General features: G+C 68.1%; 21 protein-coding genes. 11 read left to right on the top strand and 10 right to left on the bottom strand.

Going from position 1 to position 24567, the window contains the following annotated elements; all coding sequences use genetic code 11:
• The first annotated feature begins 105 nt into the window (after nucleotides 1-105).
• The 3 genes from J2W68_RS02960 (at nucleotide 106) to J2W68_RS02970 (ending at nucleotide 3804) form a co-directional block, all read left to right on the top strand.
• Nucleotides 106-1089, top strand: a complete 984-nt coding sequence (locus tag J2W68_RS02960; RefSeq protein WP_310232668.1) for a YihY/virulence factor BrkB family protein — start codon at nucleotides 106-108, stop codon at nucleotides 1087-1089.
• Nucleotides 1090-1219: 130 nt separating this feature from the next.
• Nucleotides 1220-2950, top strand: coding sequence for a DNA primase (dnaG, locus tag J2W68_RS02965; RefSeq protein WP_310232669.1), 1731 nt, complete (start codon nucleotides 1220-1222; stop codon nucleotides 2948-2950).
• Nucleotides 2951-3168: 218 nt separating this feature from the next.
• Complete coding sequence (locus J2W68_RS02970) at nucleotides 3169-3804, top strand: hypothetical protein (protein ID WP_310232672.1); 636 nt, start codon at nucleotides 3169-3171, stop codon at nucleotides 3802-3804.
• A gap of 385 nt (nucleotides 3805-4189) precedes the next feature.
• Here J2W68_RS02970 and cyoE read toward each other — a convergent pair whose 3' ends face one another.
• Genes cyoE through J2W68_RS02990 form a run of 4 tightly spaced genes read right to left on the bottom strand, consistent with a single transcriptional unit; the run spans nucleotide 4190 to nucleotide 7650 of the window.
• Nucleotides 4190-5122, bottom strand: a complete 933-nt coding sequence (gene cyoE / locus J2W68_RS02975) for a heme o synthase (RefSeq protein ID WP_310232674.1) — start codon at nucleotides 5120-5122, stop codon at nucleotides 4190-4192.
• Nucleotide 5123: 1 nt separating this feature from the next.
• Complete coding sequence (locus tag J2W68_RS02980) at nucleotides 5124-6323, bottom strand: COX15/CtaA family protein (protein WP_310232676.1); 1200 nt, start codon at nucleotides 6321-6323, stop codon at nucleotides 5124-5126.
• On the bottom strand, nucleotides 6323-6919 hold the full coding sequence (locus J2W68_RS02985) for a hypothetical protein (protein WP_310232677.1): 597 nt from the start codon (nucleotides 6917-6919) through the stop codon (nucleotides 6323-6325). Before J2W68_RS02985 ends, J2W68_RS02980 begins: the two co-directional genes overlap by 1 nt.
• Entirely contained in the window at nucleotides 6916-7650 is a 735-nt protein-coding gene (locus J2W68_RS02990; protein ID WP_310232678.1) for an SURF1 family protein, read from the bottom strand. Before J2W68_RS02990 ends, J2W68_RS02985 begins: the two co-directional genes overlap by 4 nt.
• A 65-nt stretch (nucleotides 7651-7715) precedes the next feature.
• Between J2W68_RS02990 and J2W68_RS02995 the strand changes: the two genes are divergently transcribed.
• Entirely contained in the window at nucleotides 7716-7934 is a 219-nt protein-coding gene (locus J2W68_RS02995) for a twin transmembrane helix small protein (RefSeq protein WP_232136828.1), read from the top strand.
• Nucleotides 7935-8067: 133 nt separating this feature from the next.
• Here the strand turns inward: J2W68_RS02995 and J2W68_RS03000 are convergent, their stop codons facing one another.
• The 5 genes from J2W68_RS03000 to coxB are packed head-to-tail and all read right to left on the bottom strand — an operon-like array spanning nucleotide 8068 to nucleotide 12347.
• A complete protein-coding gene (locus J2W68_RS03000; RefSeq protein WP_310148117.1) occupies nucleotides 8068-8949 on the bottom strand; it encodes a cytochrome c oxidase subunit 3 in 882 nt (293 codons plus the stop codon).
• Nucleotides 8950-8999: 50 nt separating this feature from the next.
• The gene (locus J2W68_RS03005; RefSeq protein ID WP_310232681.1) at nucleotides 9000-9626 is read right to left on the bottom strand and encodes a cytochrome c oxidase assembly protein; all 627 of its coding nucleotides are present in this window, start codon (nucleotides 9624-9626) and stop codon (nucleotides 9000-9002) included.
• On the bottom strand, nucleotides 9623-9766 hold the full coding sequence (locus J2W68_RS03010; protein WP_310233007.1) for a hypothetical protein: 144 nt from the start codon (nucleotides 9764-9766) through the stop codon (nucleotides 9623-9625). The genes J2W68_RS03005 and J2W68_RS03010 overlap by 4 nt, the downstream gene beginning before the upstream one ends.
• Entirely contained in the window at nucleotides 9766-11391 is a 1626-nt protein-coding gene (ctaD, locus tag J2W68_RS03015; protein ID WP_310232683.1) for a cytochrome c oxidase subunit I, read from the bottom strand. The genes J2W68_RS03010 and ctaD overlap by 1 nt, the downstream gene beginning before the upstream one ends.
• A gap of 20 nt (nucleotides 11392-11411) precedes the next feature.
• Nucleotides 11412-12347 carry a cytochrome c oxidase subunit II gene (coxB, locus tag J2W68_RS03020; protein ID WP_310232684.1) on the bottom strand — a complete coding sequence of 312 codons (936 nt, stop codon included), beginning with the start codon at nucleotides 12345-12347 and terminating at the stop codon, nucleotides 11412-11414.
• Nucleotides 12348-13028: 681 nt separating this feature from the next.
• Here coxB and putA point away from each other — a divergent pair.
• The 5 genes from putA to J2W68_RS03045 all read left to right on the top strand — a co-directional run bounded on the left by putA (nucleotide 13029) and on the right by J2W68_RS03045 (nucleotide 21731).
• On the top strand, nucleotides 13029-16241 hold the full coding sequence (gene putA / locus J2W68_RS03025) for a bifunctional proline dehydrogenase/L-glutamate gamma-semialdehyde dehydrogenase PutA (RefSeq protein ID WP_430539660.1): 3213 nt from the start codon (nucleotides 13029-13031) through the stop codon (nucleotides 16239-16241).
• A 119-nt stretch (nucleotides 16242-16360) separates the two neighbouring features.
• Nucleotides 16361-17281 (top strand): AEC family transporter, encoded by a 921-nt coding sequence (locus J2W68_RS03030; protein ID WP_310232687.1) that lies wholly within the window; start codon nucleotides 16361-16363, stop codon nucleotides 17279-17281.
• 96 nt (nucleotides 17282-17377) lie between these two features.
• Entirely contained in the window at nucleotides 17378-19378 is a 2001-nt protein-coding gene (locus J2W68_RS03035) for a TonB-dependent receptor plug domain-containing protein (RefSeq protein ID WP_310232689.1), read from the top strand.
• A complete protein-coding gene (locus J2W68_RS03040; protein ID WP_310232692.1) occupies nucleotides 19378-19896 on the top strand; it encodes a YfiR family protein in 519 nt (172 codons plus the stop codon). The genes J2W68_RS03035 and J2W68_RS03040 overlap by 1 nt, the downstream gene beginning before the upstream one ends.
• Entirely contained in the window at nucleotides 19893-21731 is a 1839-nt protein-coding gene (locus tag J2W68_RS03045) for a putative bifunctional diguanylate cyclase/phosphodiesterase (protein WP_310232694.1), read from the top strand. Before J2W68_RS03040 ends, J2W68_RS03045 begins: the two co-directional genes overlap by 4 nt.
• A gap of 107 nt (nucleotides 21732-21838) precedes the next feature.
• Here the strand turns inward: J2W68_RS03045 and J2W68_RS03050 are convergent, their stop codons facing one another.
• Nucleotides 21839-23179 carry an OmpP1/FadL family transporter gene (locus J2W68_RS03050; RefSeq protein WP_310232696.1) on the bottom strand — a complete coding sequence of 447 codons (1341 nt, stop codon included), beginning with the start codon at nucleotides 23177-23179 and terminating at the stop codon, nucleotides 21839-21841.
• A gap of 225 nt (nucleotides 23180-23404) precedes the next feature.
• Between J2W68_RS03050 and J2W68_RS03055 the strand changes: the two genes are divergently transcribed.
• Both J2W68_RS03055 and J2W68_RS03060 read left to right on the top strand, forming a co-directional pair.
• Nucleotides 23405-24103: a rhomboid family intramembrane serine protease gene (locus tag J2W68_RS03055; RefSeq protein WP_310232699.1), complete on the top strand. Its 699-nt coding sequence runs from the start codon at nucleotides 23405-23407 to the stop codon at nucleotides 24101-24103.
• A gap of 112 nt (nucleotides 24104-24215) precedes the next feature.
• Nucleotides 24216-24539, top strand: coding sequence for a DUF1820 family protein (locus J2W68_RS03060; protein ID WP_310232700.1), 324 nt, complete (start codon nucleotides 24216-24218; stop codon nucleotides 24537-24539).
• The last annotated feature ends 28 nt before the right edge of the window (nucleotides 24540-24567 follow it).

Raw genomic sequence — 24567 nt, forward strand, 5'->3', positions numbered from 1 at the left:
AGTGTCGCAACGCTTCACGCGCCGATACGCAGCGGTGCCTAAGGTGACGGCAGCGCCGCAGTGGGTGCGCGCGCATCCCTTGTCGGCCCTCACGAATCGCCCCGCATGAGCACATCGCCCCACGACACGCCTGAATCCGACGCCCCCGTACGCCACACCCGTTGGGGCCGCCTGCGCACGCGCGTCGACAAGGGAGTGTCCCGGATCGAGGAGAGCCTGCCTGCTGCATTGGTCAAGCGCTTCGTCGATGCCGACCTGCTGACCCAGGCCGCGTCGCTGTCGTTCTACACCCTGATCTCGCTGGCACCGATGCTGGTGCTGGTGCTGTGGATCACCGCGTCGCTGTACCCGGCGGCACAGGAGGCGCTGCTCGCGCAGATCGGCGCGCTGGCGGGCGACGGCGCACGCGATGTCGCCCGCACCGTGATCCAGAACGCAACCGAGCAACCTGACATCGGCTCCCTCGCCGGCCTGTGGAGCACGCTGCTGCTGTTCGTCGGTGCAACGGTCGTGTTCGCCCAGCTGCAGGGCACGCTGAACCTGATCTTCCGCACCGATGGCGACCGCCTGCCGGGCGGCCTGATGGTGTTCCTGCGCAAGCGCGTGTTCTCGGCTGGCGTGGTCTTCGCGCTCGGCTTCCTGGTGCTGGTGTCGACGCTGATGACGACGGCGGTGGAGTTCATCTTCGCCAACGTGCCGTCGATCCTGCCGCTGGTCGGCAATACGATGATGCTGGTGCTCTATTCGTTCGCGTTCGCCGTGCTCTACCACTACCTGCCCGACCGCCGCGTCCGCTGGCGCCAGGCCCTGTTCGGTGGCGTCGTGACCTCGGTGCTGTTCGTGGTCGGACGCTGGGGCATCGGCATCTACATGACCCACGCCGCACCCGGCAGCGCCTACGGCTCGTTCGGCACGCTGGTGATCCTGCTGGTCTGGATGTACTACGCGGCGACGATCTTCTTCGTCGGCGCGCTGATCACAGCGGTCATCGACGAACGCGTGCGTCGCAGCTCGGTCGACCGCGCCCTGCGCAAGCGCGCCGAACGCCAGGCCACCGCGCTCGCGAAGGCGCCGCCGCCGGCGAGCTGAGTTCCAGGCGCGGCATTGGGCGTGGCGCGTGGCATCCTAGCGCCTGCATGATCCGCGTCGTCCCCACTCCATCCCGCCTGTTCCGCGTCCGCCTTGCGGTCGCGTGTGCATACCTGCGCGGGACACGCTGATGGCGCGCATCCCCGACGCGTTCATCGACGACCTGCTGGCGCGCACCGACATCGTCGAAGTGATCAATGCGCGCGTGCCGCTGAAGCGGCAAGGCAAGGAGTATTCATCGCGCTGCCCGTTCCATGACGAGCGCTCGGCGAGCTTCACCGTGTCGCCGACCAAGCAGTTCTATCACTGCTTCGGTTGCGGGGCGCACGGCACCGCAATCAGCTTTTTGATGAATTACGACCGCCTCGAATTCCTCGATGCGGTCGACGAGTTGGCCAAACGCGCGGGCATGGAAATCCCACGCGACGCCCAGCAGCGCGAGGCGCGGCCCGACAGCGCGCCGATGTACGACGCGCTCGATGCCGCGTCGCGTTTCTTCGTCCGCGAACTCGCCGGCAACGACGCCGCGCGCGCCTATCTCGATGGCCGCGGCGTCGACGCTTTGATCCGCGAGCAGTTCGCGATCGGCTACGCGCCCGACGGCTTCTCCGCACTGAAAGACGCCCTGGGCAAGGACGACGCACGCCGCATCGCGGTGCTGGAGAAGGTGGGCCTGCTGTCAAAGAACGACCGCGGCCACAGCTACGACAAGTTCCGCGACCGGGTGATCTTCCCGATCCACGACCGCCGCGGCCGCGTGATCGCGTTCGGCGGCCGTGTACTCAAGCCGGAAGACTCGCCCAAATACCTCAACTCGCCCGAGACGCCGCTGTTCCACAAGGGCCGCGAACTCTACGGCCTGTGGCAGGTGCGCCAGGCCAACCAGAAGATCGAGCGGCTGGTGGTGGTCGAGGGCTACATGGACGTGGTGTCGCTGTTCCAGTTCGGCGTACCGCAGGCGGTCGCCACACTGGGCACGGCGACGACGCCCGATCACGCCGAGCTGCTGTTCCGCAACGCGCCTGACGTGTTCTTCTGCTTCGACGGTGATGCCGCCGGCCGGCGCGCCGCGACGCGTGCGATGGAATCGGTGCTGCCGCGCATGCGCGATGGACGTCAGGCGTTCTTCCTGTTTCTGCCCGACGGCGAGGATCCCGACACCATCGTCCGCAGCGAGGGCGCGCCCGGTTTCGAGGCGCGCTTGGCGCAGGCGACCCCGCTGTCGACGTTCTTCTTCGACACCCTGGGCGAGGGCATCAACCTGTCGACGCTGGACGGCAAGGCCCGGCTGGCCGAACGCGCCAAGCCGATGCTCGCGCAGATTCCCGACGGCGCCTTCGCCGACCTGATGCGCCAGCGGCTGAGCGAGCTCACCGGCATCGGCGGCGCGGCGACGCAGACCCAGCAGGCCGCCCCGCGCCGCATGCTGCGCGGCGGACGCGGCGCGCCGCCGCCCAAGCGCAGCGTGGTGCGGCACGCCATCGCGCTGCTGCTGCAGAAGCCCGGCCTGGCTGCGCATCTGCCGCCGCCCTACCCCTTCGTCGCCCTGCGCCAGCCCGGCATCGAGCTGCTGACCGAACTGATCGCGATCGGCAGCGTGCGCCCCGACATCACCACCGGCGGCCTGCTGTCGCAGTTCGAGGACCGTGAAGAGGCACCCGCACTGCACAAGCTCGCGATCCAGGAGCTCGCCGGCGACGAAGCTTCGTGGGCGCAGGAGCTGCAGGACGCGATCCAGCAGCTCGACCGCCAGGTGTTGCAGCAGCGCATCGATGACCTGCTGGGGCAGCAGCGCGAGGGCACACTGGACGCCGTCGGCAAGCAGGCGCTGCGGGAACTGCTGCTGCAGCGCGCCCGCTGATACCGGAATGTAAGCGTTTTCAGATACATAGGGCTTACGTGCCGACGACGATTTCTTAACCTCCGCGCTGGTCTGATCCCCGCAGGGGGGTCGACCGGTACGAAGTGGCGCAGCTGCGTCAGGCCGACCTGTCCGTCCAGCACCACGCGTCCGCCGAGTCCGCATAGATGGTCCGGCGCGGTGCCCCCGTCCTTATTCCTCCCCGACAGGTCGCCACCATGATCCGATCCACCCGCCTTCAGTCCGGCCGCCTCGGCGCCGGTCTCGTCGTCTCCGCCGCGTTGCTGCTGGGCGCCTGCGCGAAGATCGACACCCCGCCGCCGCTGGCCAAGCCGCTACATATCGATCTCGCCGCGCCGGTCGCCGAACAGGTCGATCTCGCCTGGCCGCAGAAAGACGGCGCGCTGGCCGCCGAGCACACGATCACCCAGTCGCGCGACGTGACCCTGCGTCTGCCCAATGGCCAGCAGATCGTCGTGCCGGCCGACCGCGTCGCATTCAAGCAGCAGGGCGGCCTGCTGGTTGGCGTGAACATCCAGCCCGGCGGCGGCGCCCTCGACCATCCGGATGCGCTGGCGCAGACCCGTGAGTTGCTCGAAGCCAACCGTCTGCTCGATCCCACGCTCGCCCTTACGCTCGATGGCTGGGCCACGCGCCACGACGCGCAGCAGACCGCGCGCGTGACGATCCGTGATGTCGATGTGCAGGTCGCCCTGACCCCGGACACCCGCGCCGGATGGCAGGCCACGCTCGATTTCGAGCCGCGCGCCTGCGAGATGCCGGCCGGCCTGGACGGTGATCCGGACGCCTGCCTGCAGGCCACGCCGACCTCGACGGTGGTCGCGGGCGGCTGATCGATCACGGCGTGTCGCTGCATGCCGGAGACCCCGGCTGCAGCGACGCACGCGCACACGGTCATCGTCGGCCGGCGACGAACTCGCGCATCGAAACGAGCGAATCACATCACCGACGATGGGCGCCTCGAACGACTCGGCGTAGGATGCGTCGTGATCCGGCAGCGGCATGGCGGATCAGACCCGGCACGGAACCTGCGTTCCTCGCCATCCCAACAGATCCCAGCGGAGCGCGACGATGGCCAAGAGCCTCGACAAGAAGAAAGAGACCAAGAAGAAACCGGTCAAGACCCTGAAGGAAAAGCGGGCCGAGAAGGCCGCGAAGAAGTCCTGAGGTCCACTGCGCCGGCGGGCCCTGCGCCCGCCGGAGCGGATGCGGCGATCATCAGCCGACGCGCTGGAAATCCAGTCCGCCGACCGCGGCACCGGCGCCCGGCAACCACGGCAGCAGCCAGTGGTCGACGAGCAGGAACGCGAACAGCGCCATCAGGTACACGACCGAATAGTTGAACATCCGCATCGCGAAGAACTCGTCCGGCGGGTCCAGCAGGCGCCACGCGTACCAGAGGAACACCAGGCCCAGCACCACGGCGCCGCCGAGATAGAACACCCCGCTCATGCCGATCGCGACCGGCAACAGCGTGATCACCACCAGCAGCACGGTGTAGATCAGGATCTGCCAGCGCGTGTACGCCACGCCGTGGGTCACCGGCAGCATCGGCACCAGCGCACGCGCGTAGTCCTCGCGGCGGAAGATCGCCAGCGCCCAGAAATGCGGCGGCGTCCACACGAAGATGATCAGCACCAGCAGCAGCGCATGCGCCCAGTCCCACTGGCCCTGCATATTGGTCACCGCCGCCCAGCCCAGCAGCGGCGGCGCTGCGCCGGCCACGCCGCCGATGACGATGTTCTGCGGCGTCGCGCGCTTGAGCCACCCGGTATAGATCACCGCGTAGCCGATCAACGAAGCGAAGGTCAGCGCCGCGGTCAGCACATTGACCAGCCGCACCAGGATCGCCATCGACAGCGCGCCCAGCGCCAGCGCGAACACCAGCACCTGCACCGGGCGCAACGCCCCCGTGGCGAGTGGCCGATGCGCGGTACGCGCCATGACCTTGTCGATGCGCTGGTCGATCAGATGGTTGATCGCCGCCGCCGAGGCCGCCGCCAGCCAGATGCCCAGCAACCCGAACACCGTCTCCTGCCACGGCGGCAGGCCGGGCACGGCGAGGAACATGCCGACCAGTGCGGTGAACACGATCAGCGCCACCACGCGTGGCTTGGTCAGCGTCCAGTAGTCGCGTGCCTGGATCGCCACGTCAGTCCGGCCGCTTCAGACGCGCAAGCAGCGACACCAGCACGAACAGCAGCAACGCAGCGCCGCCGTTGTGCATGACCGCGACCGGCAACGGCAGCGCGAGCTTGACGTTGAGCACGCCCAGCGCGACCTGCGCGCAGGTCAGCAGCGCGAGCGCGACCGCCCAGCCGCGCAGGCCCGGCGTGCGCAGCAGGCGCGCGACGAATGCGATCAGATACGCGAACACCGCAATCGCCATGACCCGGTGCGCAAGCTGGATCGCCACGCGCGCCGCGCCGTCGAGCACGCCGCCCTCGTAATCCACGCCGACGCCGCGCCACAGCACGAAGCCTTCGCGGAAGTCGGCCTGCGGCCACCATTCGCCCACGCATTTCGGAAAATCCACGTAATGGTGCGCATCGGTGACCCAGCCGCCGGCGCCGCAGGCGAGCGCGGCGTAGTTCGCGCTGACCCAGCCGCCGAGCGCGATCTGCACGCCGACCAGAGCGATCGCGCCGAGCGTCCAGCGTCGCAGCGCAGGCGCATCGACCAGCACGATCGGCTGCACCGTCGCCCGCCACGCCATCCACAGCAGCAGCGAGAACGTCAGCATGCCGCCGAGCAGATGACCCATGACGATCACCGGCTTGAGCAGCATGGTGACCGTCCACTTGCCGAGCAGCGCCTGGAAGATCACCACCGCCAGCGTCAGCGCGGCCGCGCGGGCGAGATCGACATTCGACCAGCGCAAGGCGGCGATCAGCAGCAGCGCTTCGCCGAGCGCGGCGATGCCGAGCGCGGCCATGACGTGGCCCTGCATGTACAGCGGAATCGCAAGCGCCACCAGCGCCGACGCGCCGATGATCTGCAGCATGCCGAAGCGGCGACGGCGCGCGGCCAGCAGCGCGAGACCCAGCACCAGCACGCCCAGCGTCGCCGCGAGATGGCGATGGACCTGCTCACGCCAGGCCTTGTGCCATTCGAACTCGCGGATCGCGCTCGCCGTGTGGTCGACGACTTCGGACGCCGCCTGCGGCCACGCCGCGCGGCCGTAACACGTGGGCCAGTCGGGACAGCTGAGTCCCGCATCGGACAGCCGCACGAAGGCGCCGAACACGATCACGCACAGCGTCAGCGCGGTGGCGAGCCAGGCGATGCGGTGGAAATGCTTGTGGGTCGCCGGACGGAAGGATGTCGCGCGCGTGGGAGGCGTGTGGGTCATCACTTGAGTTTCAGCAGCTTGGCCATGTCGCTGCGCAGATCGCCCGGATCGAAGCCGGGGGCGTAGCGCAGGATCACGAACCCGTTCGGGTCCACGACGTAGGCCGGGACGCCATTGTCCGCTTCGCCGGGGCCGCCGTCGATGCGCGGTAATGTCGCACGCAACGCCGGGTCAGCTTCGACGAGCCGCCACGCCGGATTGCGCACCGCACCCTCGGGCACCGCGCCCGCCCACAGGATGTCGACGTGATCGGCATTGCGCCCGAACAGCTGCCACACCAGATCGAGCTGCTGCGACAGCTCGACGCAGGCCTGCGCGCAATCGCGCGGCGGCGCGACAAGGATGCGCCAGCGCCGCTCGGCCGGACGCCATTCGTAACTGCCGCCATCAATCAGGTGCAGCGGATGCGCGCGCAGATCCCCCGGCGGATCGAGCAGCTCACCCCTGTTCTGCATCCCCGTCGGGCGCCAGCCCGAGAACCGCAACGCGCCGGCGACCACCGCGCTGCCGAGAAACAGCACCACGATCAGCACCAGCAGCATGCGGTTACGGTTGCGCTGCGCGGGCGGCAGCGTCTGCGCGGGAGACGGATTCATCGGCGGCGGGTCCGGAACGTAAGCACGAGGGCGATGGCGAGCACCGCGAGGGCCAGCCCGAACCACTGCACCGCGTAGCCGAGGTGCTTGTCGGGCGTGAGCGTGTTTGGCAGCACATCGAGATCGCGGAGATAGCCGACATCGAGCGCGGGGTCGAGCCGCAGTACCCGCGGCGGCAACGTCGGCAGGCCGGCTTCGGCCGCGATCGCCGGGATGTCGATCCGGGTCATCAGCACCGCGTCGCCGGGCGTGAGCGCCGGGCCGAGCGCAAGACCCGGCGATGGCGGCGGCGCGAGCAGGCCGCGCAGTTCGAGATCGCGGCCGAGCAGACCGTCGCCGCGCACGATGGCGGCATCGGGAAAACGCGTGCTGCGCTCGACGAGCGCGGTCCAGCCAAGATCGACCAGCAGCGGCGGCGCATCGTCGGGCGCGAACAGGCGATATACCCGCAGGCCCGGCACGCCGGCCTGGATCTGGTTGTCGAGCACGAAGGCTGGCTGTTCGACGAAGCGGCCGCGACCGCCGCTCCAGTCGTAGTCACGGGCGCGCGCGGCATCGCCGGCAGCGGACAGGGAGACAGGCGTGCGGGCGTCGAGCGTCACGGCCACCGCATCGAGCGTCGCCTGCTTCTGGCTCATCCGTGACAGCTGCCACTGACCCAGCGACACGAAGGCCGCGATCGTCAACACGGCCAGCGTCCAGCCGAAGATGCGGGTACTACGCAGACTCACGCGCGACGCTCTGCAGGCTGCAATAATCGCCGCACATACCCCGTGTCCCGGAGCCTGCGATGGTGATGAACGATTCGCTGAAGTTGCTGCTGATCATCGCCTTCGTGCTGCTGATCCTGTGGAACCTGGGCAGCGCGCTGTTCTACATGATGACCGACAAGGGCACGACCGACCGCACGGTGAAGGCGCTCACGCGTCGCATCGGTCTGTCGGTCGGACTGATCCTGCTGGTGCTGCTGGCAATCTGGATGGGGTGGATCAAGCCACACGGGGTTTACGGCTGACGCCGTCAACCCCGTGTGGCGGGATTGGGGAGCGGGGATTGGGGATTCGGGAAGGCAATGATCCGCACGCCGTTTCGAATCCCGAATCCCAGCTTTCAACGGACGAATGTCCGGTAATCCCCAATCCCTGTTCTCAAACCACATAGACGAACAGGAACAGGATCAGCCAGACCACGTCCACGAAGTGCCAGTACCAGGCGACTGCTTCGAACGCGAAGTGGTTTTCCTTGGTGAAGTGGCCGCGGTAGCAGCGCAGCCAGATCACGATCAGCATGATCGTGCCGAGCGTCACGTGCGCGCCGTGGAAGCCCGTGAGCATGAAGAACGTCGAGCCGTAGATGCCCGAGCCCATCGTGAGGTTCAGATCACGGTAGGCGTGCACGTATTCCTCGGCCTGGAAGAACAGGAACACGCAGGCGAGCAGGATCGTCGCGCCCAGGAACACCAGCAGCTGGGTGCGGTGCGCGGCGCGCAGTGCGTGGTGCGCGATGGTGATCGTGATACCCGAGGCCAGCAGGATCAGCGTATTGAGCAGCGGCAGGCCCCAGGCCGGAATCGTCTGGAACGCGCCACCGACATCGCCCGGACCCGCCGACGGCCACGCGGCGCTGTAGCCGTCCCACAACACCGCATTGGTCATCGCGCCCGAGCCTTCGCCGCCCAGCCACGGCAGCGACAGCGTGCGCGCGTAGAACAGCGCACCGAAGAATGCGGCGAAGAACATGATCTCCGAGAAGATGAACCACACCATCCCCATGCGGAACGACAGGTCGACCTGCTTGTTGTAGTAGCCCGACACCGATTCGAGCACGACGTCGGCGAACCACTTGAACAGGATCAGCGCCAGCACCGCGATGCCGACGAAGAACATCGGCCGGCCCCAGCTGGCTTCGTTGAACCAGCTGGCCAGGCCCAGCATCGTGACGAACAGCGCGACCGATGCGAACACCGGCCACTTGCTGTCGTGGGGCACGAAATAGAGGTCGGGGTCCTGCTCGGGCTTGGCGTGGGCCATGGCGGTGTCCGGATCGTCGATGCGTGGTGGTCGGAAGGCGTGGTACGGGCTCAGGGCGCCGCGACCACACCCGGAGTGCCGCGTGCCGGCGCCGCATGGGCGGCCAGACGCGAAGTGAGAACATCGTTCTTGAAGAAGGTGTAGCTCAGCGTGACCGTGTTGACGTCAGGCGGCAACGACGGATCGATGATGAAGCGCACCGGCATGTCGCGGGTCTCGCCCGCCTCCAGCGTCTGCGCAGTGAAGCAGAAGCATTCGGTCTTCTGGAAGAAGCCCGACGCGCGCGCCGGGGCCACCGACGGCGTGGCGCTGCCGACGACCGGCGCGGTGCTGTCGTTGTGCGCGTAGTACGTGGTTTCGTACTGCTCGCCCACGCGCACGCGCATGCGGGTTTCGTTGGGCCGGAACGACCACGGCAGCCGCGAATTCACCGTCGCGTCGAACTCCACCGTCACCCAGCGCTCGGCCGGCGTCGCGCTGGTCGCCGGCGCGGCGATCGCGCTGTTCTCCAGGCGAATGCCGAACACCTTCTCGCAGGCGATGCGGTACAGCGGCACCAGGGAAAAGGTGAAGGCGAAGGCGGCGATCGAGATGCCGACCAGCTTGCCGATGCCGACGGTCTTCGACTTCGGCCGGGTGTCGGTCCGCGCGTCCGCCGGGCGCAGGTCGTCACTCACGACAGCAGCACCCCGCGCGCGATGAAACCGATGTACACCAGCGCCGCGATCACCGCCACGGTCACCGCCGTCCGCCGTGCACGACGGCGGCGGGTGGCGAGATCGGAACCGGGATCGGGCGTGGTCATCGCGATCGGCATCAATGGCTGATGTCGTCGTGGGCCAGATCGCCGGGCTTGAGTACCGGCGGCTTGGCGAAGGTGTGGTGCGGGGCCGGCGACGGCACCGTCCACTCCAGGCCCTTGGCGCCTTCCCACGAACGCGCCGCGGCCGGCGCGCCGCGCAGCTTCGAATGCAACAGGATCGCGAACATCATGAAGGGCGTTGCGAACATGCCGAACGCGCCGATCGAGCTGATCAGGTTCCAGTCGGCGAACACGACGTTGTAGTCGGGAATGCGGCGCGGCATGCCGGCCAGACCGAGGAAGTGCTGCGGGAAGAACAGCAGGTTGACGAAAATAATCGTCCACCAGAACTGCACCTTCGCCCAGAACTCGCTGTACATGCGCCCGGTCCACTTCGGCCACCAGTAGTAGGTGGCTGCGATGATCGAGAACAGCGCGCCGGTCACCAGCACGTAGTGGAAGTGCGCGACGACGAAATAGGTGTCGTGGTACTGGAAGTCGGCCGGCACGATGGCGAGCATCAGGCCCGAGAAGCCGCCGATGGTGAACAGGATCACGAACGCGATCGCCCACAGCATCGGCGCCTCGAACGTGATCGCACCGCGCCACATCGTCGACACCCAGTTGAACACCTTCACCCCGGTCGGGATCGCGATCAGCATCGTCGCGAACATGAAGTAGATCTCGCCGCCCAGCGGCATGCCGACGGTGAACATGTGGTGCGCCCACACGATGAACGACAGGAACGCGATCGACGCGGTCGCGTAGACCATCGCCTGGTAACCGAACAGCGGCTTGCGGCTGAAGGTGGGGATGATTTCCGAGACGATGCCGAACGCCGGCAGGATCATGATGTAGACCTCGGGATGCCCGAAGAACCAGAAGATGTGCTGGTACATCACCGGGTCGCCGCCGCCGGCGGCGTTGAAGAACGAGGTCATGAAGAACTTGTCGGTCAGCAGCATCGTGACCGCGCCGGCCAGCACCGGCATCACCGCGATCAGCAGGAACGCGGTGATCAGCCAGGTCCAGCAGAAGATCGGCATCTTCAACAGGTCCACGCCCGGGGCGCGCATGTTGAGGATCGTCGCGATGACGTTGATCGCGCCCATGATCGAGCTGATGCCCATCATGTGGATGGCGAAGATCGTCAGCGAGACGTTGCTGCCGCCCTGCAGCGACAGCGGCGGGTACAGCGTCCAACCACCGGCCGGGCCACCGCCGGGCAGGAACAGCGTCAGCAGCAGCATCGTGAACGCGAACGGCAGGATCCAGAACGACCAGTTGTTCATGCGCGGCAGCGCCATGTCCGGCGCGCCGATCTGCAGCGGGATCATCCAGTTGGCCAGGCCGACGAAGGCCGGCATCACGCCGCCGAAGATCATCACCAGCGCATGCATGGTGGTCATCTGGTTGAAGAACATCGGACTGACGTGCTGCAGGCCCGGCGCGGCGAGTTCGGTGCGGATGATCACGCTCATCGCCGCGCCGATGATGAACATCACGAAGGAGAACAGCAGATACAGCGTGCCGATGTCCTTGTGGTTCGTGGAGAAGAACCAGCGCTGGACGAACCCCTGCGGGTGGGCATGGTGATCGTCGTGGTGCGCGTCAGCGGTGGCGGGGTGCGTCGTCGACATGTGCGGTGTGCCTCGATCGATCAGCCGGCCGCAGGCGCGGCAGGGGCGGACGGGGACTGCGTGGCGGAGGCGGCAGCCTCGGCGGGCGCGGCGTCAGGCGACGGTGCGGGTGCGGCGTCGGCGGGTCCGGGCTCGCCCGGTACGGGAATGGCCGGCGCGTTCCTGGCCTTCTCGGCGGCGAGCCAGGTCTGGAACTCTTCCGGCGGCACGGCGCGCACGACGATCGGCATGAAGCCGTGGTCCTTGCCGCACAGTTCGGCGCACTGGCCACGGTAGACACCCGGCTCGAGGATCTCGGTCCAGGCCTCGTTGACCAGGCCCGGAATCGCGTCCTGCTTCCAGCCGAAGGCCGGCACCCACCAGGAATGGATCACGTCGTCGGCGGTCACGACGAAGCGGATCTTGGTGTTGGTGGGCAACACCAGCTGGTTGTCGACGTCGAGCAGGTAGTGGCCGTGGGCATCGAGCTCGGCGCGCGTGGTGTCGCGGCTCTGGCGCAGGCGGTCGCTCTCGCGGTCGAGACGGCTGGTCAGCACCACGTCCTCGCCCATGTACTCGTACTTCCACATCCACTGCACGCCGGTGACCTTGACGGTCATCTCGGAGTCGCGGGTGTCGTACATCGCGATCAGCTTCTGCGTGGCCGGCACCGCCATCAGCACCAGGATGACGATCGGGACGACCGTCCAGATGATCTCGGCCGTGGTGTTGTGGCTGAACTGCGCCGCGGTGACCCCGCGCGACTTGCGGAAGCGGAACATCGCCACTGCCATCGCGCCGAACACCAGCACGCCGATCACCACGCAGACCCACAACGCGAGCATGTGCGCGTCGTAGGCGTGCTGGGCGGAGGTGGTGACCCCGCGGCCCATATTGAGCTGCCACGGCTTGGGATCGGCGGACTGCGCCAGAACGTTCGTGGAAGCGAGCAGCGCAGTTGCGCCACTGATCCACATCCTGGACGCACACCGTTTAAAACAAGCGCCTTGCTTCACATCGGACCCCATACCTGAGCTGGCCTTGGTGCTGGCGGGAACGCGTCCGTCCTCTCCCGGCATTGGAGACCGGGAGACATACGCAGGAGCGGCGGCGTACTGCGAATAACGCATGAATGGTAGCTGTCGGCGTTCGACAGGGGCAAGCCGCGCTGCCGCAACCTCACGATTCCCCGGATCGGACCCGGTATCGGAGGCGTGGCGAGGGGCTCAGCCTGTCGTACGCAGTCGAGGATACCCCCAAGGCTTACCGTTCTCCCGTTTTCATTACCGATGCCGACCCACTGCGGTGCCGCTCAGGCCCCGCACCCGGCACGTCCCGGGCACTGCCGCCCGACGCGGGTCCACCGCCGCTGCCAACGCGCGAGCGCCTGCCGAGTCCCGGCGAGCGGTGCACCCGCAGGCGCCCCCCTCATCGCATCGGCACCACCCGGTCGCATCTGGCAATCGACCGGCGCCGCCGAGGCGACCCGCCGGTCGTCGTGAGCACGACACTCGACGCCTCCTCAGGCCCCGCATCGCGCGCCGACCTCCTGCCTCTGCAACGCTGGTCGCACGACGACCTCGGGCGTCATTCGCTGAACGCGACGCCCCCGCTTCGGGCGGGTTGCGCACAGTGGCCGAGGGGGTCGGCAGGCTAGAATTCCGCTTCTGTCTTATGCCGGTCGTCCCGCCTTGAACGCCAGTCCGTCGTCCGCCGCTCCTGCGACCTCCCTCCTGCCGCAGCGCGCCGCGATCACCGCCGCCTGGACCGGCGATGAAACAGAGTGCGTCCGCGCGCTGCTCGAACAGGCCCGCCAGCCCGACGCCGACCGCGCCGCGATCCAGGCCACGGCCGCCGATCTGGTGCGCCGGGTCCGCGCGCGCGCGCAGGACCAGGGCGCGATCGAGGCCTTCATGCAGCAGTACGACCTCGGCAGCGAGGAAGGCGTGCTGCTGATGTGCGTGGCCGAGGCGCTGCTGCGCATTCCGGACCAGGACACGGCCGATGCGCTGATCCGCGACAAGCTCGGCGAGGCCAACTGGCGCAAGCACATGGGCCAGTCGGATTCGGTCCTGGTCAACGCCTCGACCTGGGGGCTGATGCTGACCGGGCACCTGGTCGATCTGGCCGACGACACCAAGCGCAACGTCCACAACGCGTTTCAGCGCCTGATCGGCCGCGTCGGCGAGCCGGTGATCCGGCTTGCGGTGCGCCAGGCGATGCGGATCATGGGCCACCAGTTCGTCATGGGCCGCACGATCGGCGAGGCGCTGTCGCGCTCGCGCAAGGGCGACAACGCCGCCTACCGCTATTCGTTCGACATGCTGGGCGAGGCCGCGCTGACCCAGGCCGATGCCGACCGCTATCTGAAGGCCTACCGCGATGCGATCGACGCGATCGGGCGCACGGGCCCGTTCGAGGACGCAATCACCGCGCCGTCGATCTCGGTCAAGCTCTCGGCGCTGCACCCGCGCTACGAACACGCCAAGCGCGAGCGTGTGCTGGGCGAACTGGCGCCGCGGGTGCTCGACCTTGCCCAGCGCGCGAAGGGCCATCGGATCGGTCTGACCATCGACGCCGAGGAAGCCGACCGCCTGGAACTGTCGCTCGACGTCATCGAGGCCGCGCTCACCGACGTGTCGCTGGCCGGCTGGGACGGCTTCGGCATCGTCGTGCAGGCCTACCAGAAGCGCGCGCCGTTCGTCATCGACTGGATCGCTGCCCTGGCCCGCGCGCATGGCCGTCGCATTCCGGTGCGTCTGGTCAAGGGCGCGTACTGGGACAGCGAGGTCAAGCGCGCCCAGGTCGAGGGCCATCCGGGCTATCCGGTGTTCACCCGCAAGCCCAACACCGACGTCAGCTATCTGGCCAACGCGCGTCGCCTGCTGTCGGCGACCGATGCGATCTATCCGATGTTCGCGACCCACAACGCGCACACCATCGCCGCCGTGCACCGCATGGCGACGACCCTGCTGCCGGCCGCCGGCGGCGCCAAGCCCTACGAGTTCCAGAAGCTGCACGGCATGGGCGACGACCTCTACGCCGAGGTCATCCCGGCCAATCGCCTCGACGTGGCCTGCCGCGTCTATGCGCCGGTCGGTTCGCACGAGGACCTGCTGCCGTACCTGGTGCGGCGCCTGCTCGAGAACGGCGCCAACTCCAGCTTTGTCAACCGGATCAGCGACGAGGACGTCGCGATCGACGACCTGATCCGCGATCCGGTCGAGGTCGTGTCCGGTTTCGAATCCATTCCCCACCCCCGCATTCCGCTGCCGGTCGACCTCTACCGCAGCCAGTCGCACGACAGGAGCAATTCCATGGGCGTCAATCTCGCCAACGACGCGCAGCTCGCCGCACTCGCCGAACAGATCCGGGCCCATGCCGGCCCGTGGACCGCGGGTCCATTGGTGCCGGGTGCGACCAGCAGCGGCGAGACGATCGAGGTCACCAGCCCCGCCGACCGCCGCGTGCGCGTGGGCCAGTGGCAGGCCGCCGACACCGCGACCGTCGAGCAGGCGCTGCGCAATGCGACCGACGCGCACGCCGACTGGAACGCGATGCCCGCCGCCTCGCGCGCGGCGATCCTCGAGCACGCCGCCGACCTGCTGGAAGCGCGCACGCCAGAATACATCGCGATGTGCACGCGCGAAGCCGGCAAGACGATTCCCGACGGCGTGGCCGAAGTGCGCGAGGCCGTGGATTTCCTGCGCTACTACGCCGGCGAGGCGCGCCGTCTGTTCATCGTCGAGGCGCTGCCCGGCCCGACCGGCGAATCCAACAGCCTGCAGCTCTCGGGCCGCGGCGTGTTCGTCTGCATCAGTCCGTGGAACTTCCCGCTGGCGATCTTCGCAGGCCAGATCGCCGCCGCGCTCGCGGCCGGCAATACCGTCATCGCCAAGGCCGCCGAGCAGACCACGCTGGTCGGCCATGCCGCGGTCAAGCTGCTGCACGAAGCCGGCGTGCCGGACGCCGTGCTGCAGTACGTGCCCGGCGACGGCGCCAGCGTCGGCGCCGCGCTGACCTCGGATGCGCGCGTGGCCGGCGTGGTGTTCACCGGCTCGAACGCGACCGCGCTGGCGATCAACCGCGCGCTCGCCGCGCGCGACGGCGCGATCGGCACGCTGATCGCCGAGACCGGCGGCCAGAACGCGCTGATCGCCGACTCCTCCGCGCTGCCCGAGCAGCTGGTCAAGGATGCGCTGGGTTCGGCGTTCACCTCGGCCGGCCAGCGTTGCTCGGCCGCGCGCGTGCTGTTCGTGCAGGACGACATCGCCGACAAGGTGCTCGAGATGCTGGCCGGCGCGATGCAGGAGCTCACCGTCGGCGATCCGGCACTGCTGTCGACCGACGTCGGCCCGGTGATCGACGCCGACGCGCTGCGCATGCTCGACGCGCACGCCGAGCGCATGGCCAGCGAAGCACGTCTGATCGCGACCACGCCCGTCGGCGAGGCCACCGCGCACGGCACGTTCTTCGCGCCGCGCGCGTGGGAACTGCAGTCGCTGTCGCAGCTGCAGCGCGAGAACTTCGGCCCGGCGCTGCACGTGATCCGCTGGAAGGCCAACGAGCTCGATGCGGTGATCGACGCGATCAACAACACCGGTTACGGCCTGACGCTGGGCATCCACTCGCGCATCGACGAGACGGTCGAGACGATCACATCGCGCGCGCGGGTCGGCAACGTCTACGTCAACCGCAACCAGATCGGCGCCGTCGTCGGCGTGCAGCCCTTCGGCGGCCAGCGCCTGTCGGGCACCGGCCCCAAGGCCGGCGGCTCGCACTACCTGCCCCGCTTCACCACCGAGAAGACCGTGACCATCAACACCACGGCCTCGGGCGGCAACGCCTCGCTGCTGACGCTCGGCGAGTAAGGTCTCGCGATGTGGCCGGCACGCGCCGGCCGCATCCGACGCAGTGTTCTTCGCGCATCGCCGCGGACGCCACACGCGTCCGCTAGGATCACGCGCTCCCTTCGTGACGTCCGGCCCCGATGGCCTTCGATGCCTTTGCCCTGATCCTGGCCATGCTTGCGCTGGGCATGCTGTTCGCCCGCCTGCGGGTGATGCCGGCCAATGCCGCCGAGGTGCTCAACCTCGTCGTGCTGTATGTGTGCCTGCCGGCCGCGGTGCTGGTGCACGTGCCGAAGCTGCAGTTCGACGCCTCGCTGATCGGCGTGGCCGCAACCCCGTGGCTGCTGGCAGTCGCGACGGTCTCACTGGTGCTGCCGGTGGCGCGCTGGTTGCGCTTCCGCCGCGACGAGACCGCAGTGCTGCTGCTGTGCGTGGCACTGTGCAACAGCAGCTTCATCGGCTACCCGATGATCGCCGCGCTGCTGGGACAGGACGCGGTGGCCTATGCCGTGGTCTACGACCAGTTCGGCACCTTCGTGTTGCTGTCGACATTCGGCCTGACGGTGATCGCACGCTACAGCGGCGACACACCGCCCGGCTGGCGCGACATCGCGCGGCGCATCGTGCGCTTTCCGCCGGTCTGGGCGCTGCTGTTCGGGCTGACGCTGATGCCGGCAGCGCCGCCGGCATGGATCGCCTCCGCGCTGGAGAATCTCGCCGGCGCGCTGTTGCCGCTGGTGATGCTGGCGGTGGGGCTATCGATCCAGCTGCGCATGCCGCGGGACGAACTCCGGCCGCTGGCGGCCGGGCTGGTGCTCAAACTGCTGGTGATGCCGGCGATCGCCCTGCCGTTGTCGCTGCTGTTCGGCATGTCCGGCACGATGCTGCAGGCCAATGTGCTGGAGTCGGCGATGCCGAGCATGATCACCGCAGCCGCACTGGCGATCGCTGCGGGTCTTGCGCCGCGGCTGGCGGCCGCGCTGGTCGGTTACGGGATCCTGCTGTCGCTGGTGACACTCCCGGCGTGGGCATGGGTACTGGGCCGGATCGTCGCCGACTGAACAGGCGAGGTGCGCCGTGCGCCGTCAAGAAGCGGCGCCGGGGGCCGATACCGGTAGGCGCAGGGCCGCACGCGCCCGCTGAGCTTCGCACCGTTCATGACGCCTGCCTCCACCCTGCGTCCGGCCCACGCGCCGGAAAGCCGCCTCCGGATCCACCTGTGCTTGGCGCTGCTGGCGATGGCCAGCACGTGCGCGTCCGCGCAGCCCGGTGCCCAGGATCTGACCGCGCTGCCGCTCGAGCAACTGCTCGACATGGATGTGCGGACCGCGTCGCGCTTCGACCAGAAGGCCAGCCGAGCGCCCTCGGCCGTGCGCGTCATCACTGCCGACGACATTCGCCGCCATGGCTGGCGCACGCTGGCGCAGGCCCTGGAAAGTCTGCCTGGCCTGCATGTCAGCGATGACCGCGGCTACAGCTATCTGGGCGCCCGCGGAATCCTGCGGCCCGGCGATTACGACACCCGCTTCCTGGTGCTGGTCGATGGGCACCGGCTCAACGACCCGGTCTACAGCCAGGGGGTGGTCGGGAGTGACTTTCCGCTCGACATGGCGCTGATCGAACGCATCGAATACGTCCCTGGTCCCGGCTCCGCCCTGTACGGCTCGAACGCATTCTTCGGGGTCGTCAACGTGATGACCCGCGACGCGGCCTCGTTCGGACATGGTGAACTGGAGACGGGTGTCGGCAGCCAGAACACGCGCGCGCTGCGCAGCTCCGTCGTGACGCGCGGCGCGCTGGGAGAGACCGTGCTGTCGGCCAGCGTCAGCCGGAGCGACGGCGACGATCTCGCGCTGCCCGTATACGCCGACGCGGCAAGCGACGGGATTGCCCGAGGCCTGGACGCGACGCGCACGCGGCGGATCTTCGTGCACCACCGCAGCGGTGATCTCGGTCTGTTGCTGGTCGCCGGCAGACGACGCAAGGAAATCCCCACCGCAAACTACGGCCAGGTGTTCGGAATTCCAGGCGCCGATATCGACGACCGCTGGGCGATGCTCGGCGTCGATTACAGGCAGGCACTGACCCCGTCCACGGACTGGTTCGTGCAGGGGCGCCTGCTGGATTTCCGCTATGTCGGCAACTACGTCTATCCAGAGCTCAACCGCGACGAAGCACGCGGCCGTTCGTTCGCGTTGGAATCGGGCATCGTCACCCGAGCGCTGTCGGGGCATGTGATCGCCGCGGGTGTCGAAGTGAACCTCAAGCGCGGGGTCGACCAGTCCAACATCGACGTCGCGTCTCGCGAGGTGCTTTTCCAGTCCCGGGATGCCGGCGAGCGCGCTGGCATCTACATCAACGACGAGTGGACGTGGAACCTGCAGTGGGCGCTCTCGACGGGGCTGCGCCTCGACAGCGAGGCCGGCGACAGTGTGCGCCTGAGTCCGCGCGTCGCTCTGGTCGGCGCCCTGCGCCCGGGGACCACGCTCAAGGCCATTGCCGGCCATGCGTTCCGCAGCCCCAACAGCTACGAGCGCGAGTACGAGGTAGAGGGACCCGGCGGCCAGCGCGCGAACCCCGATCTCGGCGCCGAACACATCTACACCACCGAGCTGCTGCTCACCCAGGAACTGGGAACCACCACCCAGGTTGACCTGGGCATTTACCGGTACAGGCTGCGCAGCCTGATCACCCTGGTCGAAGACAGCGACGGCATGCTGACTCTGGAGAACGCCGCGTCCGCCCGCAGCCGCGGCGTCGAGGCCAGCTTGCTGCGTCGCTGGGCCGGCGGGATGCAGGTGCGGGCCAGTTATGCCTATGCGGACGTCGAAGGCTGGAACGAACACGGGCAGCCGATCAACTCCCCTCGCCACCTCGGCAAGCTCTATGTCACCGCGCCGCTGGGCGAGTCGGTGTCACTGGCGCTCGGCAGCCGCTACACCTCCAGCCGGGCGACGCGGGACGGACGGGTCGGCGGCGTGACTGTCGTCGATACCAACCTGTTGTGGGCCGTGCCGGGTACGCGCGTCGACGTGTCGCTCGGGGTGGACAACCTGTTCGACCGGACCTACGCCGACCCGGCGGGTCCAGAGTTCCTTCCAGAAGCAGTGCCGCGGCGCGGCCGCACGGCGATGCTCGACGTGCTCTGGCGATTCTGATGCCGGCACGTTCCGACCCGTGGATCTGGCACGTCGCGTACACCGCGCCATCCGTGCTGGCCGTGTGCCTCGCCCTGTCCCCATCGGCGTTTGCACAGGTCGACGAAAGCGCGCTCAAAGCGGCGTTCGTCTACAACATCATTGCCTTCACTGATTGGGACCGTGGCCTGCAACCCGGCACCGTACGGGTCTGTACCGCCGTCGACCCGGGCCTCACCGATGCGCTCGCGGCGCTGGATGGCAAGCAGATCGGCGCGCGGCGGCTGAGCCTGCGTCCGGTCCTGGCGCCGGCGGATGGATGCGACGTTCTGGTGCGCGCCACCACGGTCCCGCCCGGGCCGGCCGTTGCGGGGCGTCTGGTGGTTTGCGACGGCTGCGTACTGCCCGACGCGGTGACCGCCGCGGCATTGATACGCGACGGCACCCGGGTGCGGTTCGAAGTGGACGCGACGTCCGGCGGCCGCGTCGGCCTCACGTTCAGCAGCCGATTGTTGCGGCTGGCGAGACGCGTGTTGTGAGTACGCGGCACTTTGAGCGCCTCGGCCCGCAGCTCGCGCGATCTAATCTGCCCGCAGCCGTGCTGGTGCTGGCCTTGGCGGGCGCGGTGCTGGCCCTGCTGCAGTACTTCGGTCTACGCCGCGATCTGATCGACAACGCGGACGCACAGGCGCGCATCGTCGCGCTCAACAGTGCAGCCGCGGTCATGTTCGATGATCGCGTGGTCGCCCAGGAAATGCTCGATGCTCTCAGTGCATCGGCCACGGTGCACAGCGCGCGCCTCGAGAATGCCACTGGCCAGGTGCTCGCCACCTACACGACCGTGGCCCCGGACGCCGATGCCGATGCGCAGGCCTGCGAACTGCAGTGCGCGCGCGTGGCGGCGCCGATCGAGTACGCCGGGCAGCACCTGGGCACGGTCGTACTCCACGTCTCGCTGCAACGCGTCTACAGCCGCCTGTTCGCGTTCGCCGGCGCCTTCCTGCTCGCGGCGCTGGTCGCCCTTGCACTGAGCTTGCCTCTGCTCGCACGCATGCGTGCACGCATGCGATCAGCCGAAGCCCGGCTGGAATACCTGGCGCACCACGACGCGGTCACCGGCCAGCGCAATCGCAACGCCTTCAATGCCACGTTGCAACGCGTGCACAGCAGCCGTACGCGAGAGCCCCATGCGCTGCTGCAGCTGGACATGGACCGGTTCAAGGAAATCAACGACACGCTCGGTCATTTCGGCGGGGATGAACTGCTGCGCCAGGTCGGCGTGCGGCTACGTTCGGCCATCCGCGACAGCGATACGCTGTTCCGCCTGGGCGGAGACGAATTCGCAGTGCTGATGCGGCCCGTGGTGAGCGCGGCGGTCGCCGAGACGGTCGCCCAGCGCATCCTGGTGCAGTTCACCGCCCCGTTTTCCGTGGCGGGCCAGGAGCTCCATGTCACCGCGAGCATCGGCGTCAGCCTCTACCCGCTGGACTCACCGGTGTTCCTCGATCTGCCGGGCAATGCCGATGCAGCGATGTACGAGGCCAAACGCCACGGACGCAACCGCGTTGCGTTCTTCGACCCGCAGTTGCGTGAGGCGATGGCCGAGCGCCTGAGACTGCAGACCGATCTGCGGCGCGCGCTCGAGCACGACGAGCTTTCGCTTCACTACCAGGCGCAGGTGGACACCTGCACCGGCGCGCTGACCGGGATCGAGGCGCTGCTGCGCTGGGAGCATCCGACGCTAGGCGCGATCTCGCCGGCGACCTTTGTGCCGGTGGCCGAAGAGTCGGGACTGATCGTGCCGATCGGGCGCTGGGTGATCGGCGAGGCCTGTCGCCAGTTCGCGGCCTGGCGGCAGGAAGGATTCGACGGTGTCTGCATCGCGGTGAACCTGTCCGTCAGGCAGACGCGCGACGAGCAACTGCCGGCTTTCATCGACGCGGTGCTCGACACCCACGCAATGCCACCCGGTTGCCTGGAGCTGGAGATCACCGAGAGCGTGTTGATGGAGCAGACCGACCTGGCCATCGCCCTGCTGACGCGGCTGCGTGCAAGGGGCCTGCGGCTTGCGATCGACGATTTCGGCACCGGCTACTCGTCGATGGCCTATCTGCAACGCCTGCCGATCGACACGCTCAAGATCGACATGGCGTTTGTCCGGGAGATTCCCGGCGATGGCGAGGCGATCACCACCGCGATCCTTGCAATGGCGCACCAGCTGGGGCTCGGTGTGGTCGCCGAGGGTGTCGAAACGCAGGCGCAGCACGATTTCCTGCGAGAGGCGGGTTGCGAGCAGATCCAGGGCTACCGCATCGCACGACCGCTGCCGCCGGAAGCGTTTCTGCTGCGCTGGGGCGCGCGCGCGCAGGCGTGATGAGCGCGCGCAGACCGCGCGGCATGCGGTGCGCGTTTCTGCAGATCCCCTCGCCACAAAAAAGCCCCGCCGAAGCGGGGCTTTTTCTTGTCACGATGTTGCGAAAATCAGAAGCGGTACTGCGCCGAAACGCCGAACAGGTTGGCGTTGCCGTCGAAATCGCCGGCGACGCGGCTGCCGCCGCTGGTGGTGTCGATCTTCGGATCGCGCGGTTCGATGCGGGTGTAGGCGAAGTTCACGTCGAACGCGTCGCTCATCGTCCAGGTCGCGCCGACCGAATAGAAGATGCGGTTCGCATCGGGCAGACGCGGGGTGCGGTGCTCGAGGCTGGTCGGGGTTTCGTCGTACGCGACACCGCCGCGCAGCTTCCAGCTGTCGCTGAGCTTGTACTCGGCGCCGAGGGCGGCGAAGTACGTGTCCTTCCACTCGAAGGGCTCGACCGAATCCGGATCCGGGTTGTCGAACTGGATGCGCACTTCGCGCAGCGACGACCAGTCGGTCCGCGCATAGGTCGCCGACAGCATCAGCGCGTCGTTGACCTGCCAGGCGGCGCCGATGTTGAGGATCGACGGGGTGGTCAGTTCGGCGAACACGGTGCCGTCCTGGAACAGCACCGACGTGGCCGCGCTTCCGGAGAAGACGCCCCGCACGTTGTCCGGCACTGTCCAGTCGGCCGTGCCGGTCAGCTCGTAATCGATCTCGGAGCGGTAGCTGACGCCGATCGACAGATTGTCGGTCGGACGCAGGTTCGCGCCGAGGATGTAGCCGAAGCCGTTGTCGTCGCCCTGCACGACCGCCAGACCATCGGCGCCCTGAGGCTGCGCGAACGGCAGCGGGACGCCCTGCTGCGCCAACAGCGAGCCGAAATCGACTGCCTTCGACAGCGTGACGTCAGCGCGCGAGGCGATCACGCCCAGGCCCACCGAGAAGCGGTCGGTGATGTCGACCGCGCCCGACAGCGTGAAGTCGATGATTTCGACTTCCGAGGTCTGCGCGGCATAACGGCCGACCCAGCCCGCGTCGTATTCGGTCTTCAGACCGAACGGGGCGCTGACCATCGCGCCGAGCGCGACGCCATTGTCGAGCTTGTGCACGACCGAGAACGCCGGGACCGGGGTCACGTCGCCGGCGTTGCCGCCGTTGCTGCCCGTCAGCGGGCGGCCGAGGGCGTCGGTGCCACTGCCCTGGAACTCGTAGTTGAGGTCGATAACGGTCAGGTCGAGCTGCACCGTGGTGCCTTCGAACTGGGTCATCACGGCCGGATTATTGGTCACGACCGAGCTGTCGCCGGTCTTGGCGGCGGTGCCGGCGAAGGCGCTGCCCATCGACTTGACGCTGTTTTCCTTGAGCTGGAAGCCGGCCGCATTGGCCTGGCCTGCAAACGCCAGCGCGGCGGCGATGCCGACAGCGAGGACGGTGCTCTGCATGTAGCGGGGGTTGGTAGCCATGTGTCGCGTTCTCTCCCAAACAGGTGTTGTTGTGATGCTGCGCCTGGCGCAGACGGGGCCCCCTCCGTCCACCACCACCTGTCGGAATTCCCCTCCCGAACGCGCGTAGCGGGCGCACTATACCGTACGATCCCGTGTGGAAGGCTTGCTGCAACGCGGCATTCTCCGCGCGCGTTTCCAACGCCCTTTACCGGCCCTGCGACGGCCATCGACAATGGTCGCCAGATGTTCGTCTCGATCCCCAACCGCCGCGCCCGCACCCCCTTCCGTTGGGCGGTGCCGATGCTGTGCGCGGCGCTGTGGCTGGCATTCCTGTGGGCGAGCACGCGCCCGGCCAACGAGCACTACACGCTGCTGCTCGACTGGGGCGCGCTCTACGGCGGGCCGGTCGGCACCGACGGCACCCTGGTGAACTGGCTCGACGCCGGGCCGTGGCTGCGTCTGGTGACCGCCCTGTTCCTGCACGCGGACTGGGCGCACCTGCTCGGCAACCTGGTGTTCCTGCTGATCTTCGGCCTGCCGGCCGAGCGCCTGATGGGGGCGTGGCGGCTGCTGGTGCTCTTCATCGTCGGCGGCGCGCTGGCGAATCTGTCGGCGGTGCTGGCGATCGGCGCCCCTGACCGCCTGATCATCGGCGCCAGCGGCGCGGTGTCGGCACTGATCGGCGCGTACCTGGCGCTGTTCCCGCGCGCGCGCCTGGGCGTAGTGGTGCCGCTGGGCCTGTTTCTGGAATTCGTGCGTGCACCGGCGTCGCTGCTGATCGGCGTGTGGGCGGTGCTGCAGGTGATCTTCGCCTACATCGGCCCGGCCTTCGGCGCGGTCGCATGGACCGCGCACGTGGCCGGCTTCCTGTTCGGCGTGGTGTTCGCGCTGGTCTCGCGGCATGCGATCGGCCAGCGGCTGCGACAGCTCAAGGGGTATTGAGGGGGATTGGTGATTTGTGATTCGAAGCAGCAGACCGCACCGCCTCCACCTCCCCGCGTAGCGCTGCCCTTTCCAATCACCAATTACTAATCACGGCTTCTACAATTCCCCCATGACACCCAAGACGCTCTACAAGGTCACCTTCCTCAACCACGGCAAGGTCTACGCGCTGTATGCACGGCAGGTCGAGAGCGGGCGGTTGTGGGGCTTCGTCGAAGTGTCCGAGCTGGTGTTCGATGTCCACGACGGCCTCGTCGTCGACCCGACCGAAGAACGCCTGCGCGACGAGTTCGCCGGCACCCGCACGCTGCACCTGCCGATGCAGAGCGTGCTGCGGGTGGAGGAAGTCGAGAAAAAAGGCCACTCGGCGATCCGCGACGCGGCCACCGGCGAGGCCGTGGTCACGCCGTTTCCATTGCCCGCGCGGCCACGCTGAGCTGAGCCGCCCCGCGCGCAGGCGCCGA

Origin of the sequence: Luteimonas terrae, from assembly GCF_031457535.1 — a bacterium.
In the GTDB taxonomy this organism is placed as follows: domain Bacteria; phylum Pseudomonadota; class Gammaproteobacteria; order Xanthomonadales; family Xanthomonadaceae; genus Luteimonas; species Luteimonas terrae_A.

What these genes read in the sequence shown, in the direction of transcription:
- J2W68_RS02960 (WP_310232668.1), top strand. Translation starts at nt 106, where the DNA reads ATGAGCACATCGCCCCACGACACGCCTGAATCCGACGCCCCCGTACGC.
- dnaG (WP_310232669.1), top strand. Translation starts at nt 1,220, where the DNA reads ATGGCGCGCATCCCCGACGCGTTCATCGACGACCTGCTGGCGCGCACC.
- J2W68_RS02985 (WP_310232677.1), bottom strand. Translation starts at nt 6,919, where the DNA reads ATGAATCCGTCTCCCGCGCAGACGCTGCCGCCCGCGCAGCGCAACCGT.
- J2W68_RS03060 (WP_310232700.1), top strand. Translation starts at nt 24,216, where the DNA reads ATGACACCCAAGACGCTCTACAAGGTCACCTTCCTCAACCACGGCAAG.
- J2W68_RS03030 (WP_310232687.1), top strand. Translation starts at nt 16,361, where the DNA reads ATGGCCTTCGATGCCTTTGCCCTGATCCTGGCCATGCTTGCGCTGGGC.
- J2W68_RS03035 (WP_310232689.1), top strand. Translation starts at nt 17,378, where the DNA reads ATGACGCCTGCCTCCACCCTGCGTCCGGCCCACGCGCCGGAAAGCCGC.
- J2W68_RS02980 (WP_310232676.1), bottom strand. Translation starts at nt 6,323, where the DNA reads ATGACCCACACGCCTCCCACGCGCGCGACATCCTTCCGTCCGGCGACC.
- J2W68_RS02995 (WP_232136828.1), top strand. Translation starts at nt 7,716, where the DNA reads ATGAACGATTCGCTGAAGTTGCTGCTGATCATCGCCTTCGTGCTGCTG.
- ctaD (WP_310232683.1), bottom strand. Translation starts at nt 11,391, where the DNA reads ATGTCGACGACGCACCCCGCCACCGCTGACGCGCACCACGACGATCAC.
- J2W68_RS03040 (WP_310232692.1), top strand. Translation starts at nt 19,378, where the DNA reads ATGCCGGCACGTTCCGACCCGTGGATCTGGCACGTCGCGTACACCGCG.
- J2W68_RS03010 (WP_310233007.1), bottom strand. Translation starts at nt 9,766, where the DNA reads ATGCCGATCGCGATGACCACGCCCGATCCCGGTTCCGATCTCGCCACC.
- coxB (WP_310232684.1), bottom strand. Translation starts at nt 12,347, where the DNA reads ATGTGGATCAGTGGCGCAACTGCGCTGCTCGCTTCCACGAACGTTCTG.
- J2W68_RS03000 (WP_310148117.1), bottom strand. Translation starts at nt 8,949, where the DNA reads ATGGCCCACGCCAAGCCCGAGCAGGACCCCGACCTCTATTTCGTGCCC.
- J2W68_RS02970 (WP_310232672.1), top strand. Translation starts at nt 3,169, where the DNA reads ATGATCCGATCCACCCGCCTTCAGTCCGGCCGCCTCGGCGCCGGTCTC.
- J2W68_RS03050 (WP_310232696.1), bottom strand. Translation starts at nt 23,179, where the DNA reads ATGGCTACCAACCCCCGCTACATGCAGAGCACCGTCCTCGCTGTCGGC.
- J2W68_RS03055 (WP_310232699.1), top strand. Translation starts at nt 23,405, where the DNA reads ATGTTCGTCTCGATCCCCAACCGCCGCGCCCGCACCCCCTTCCGTTGG.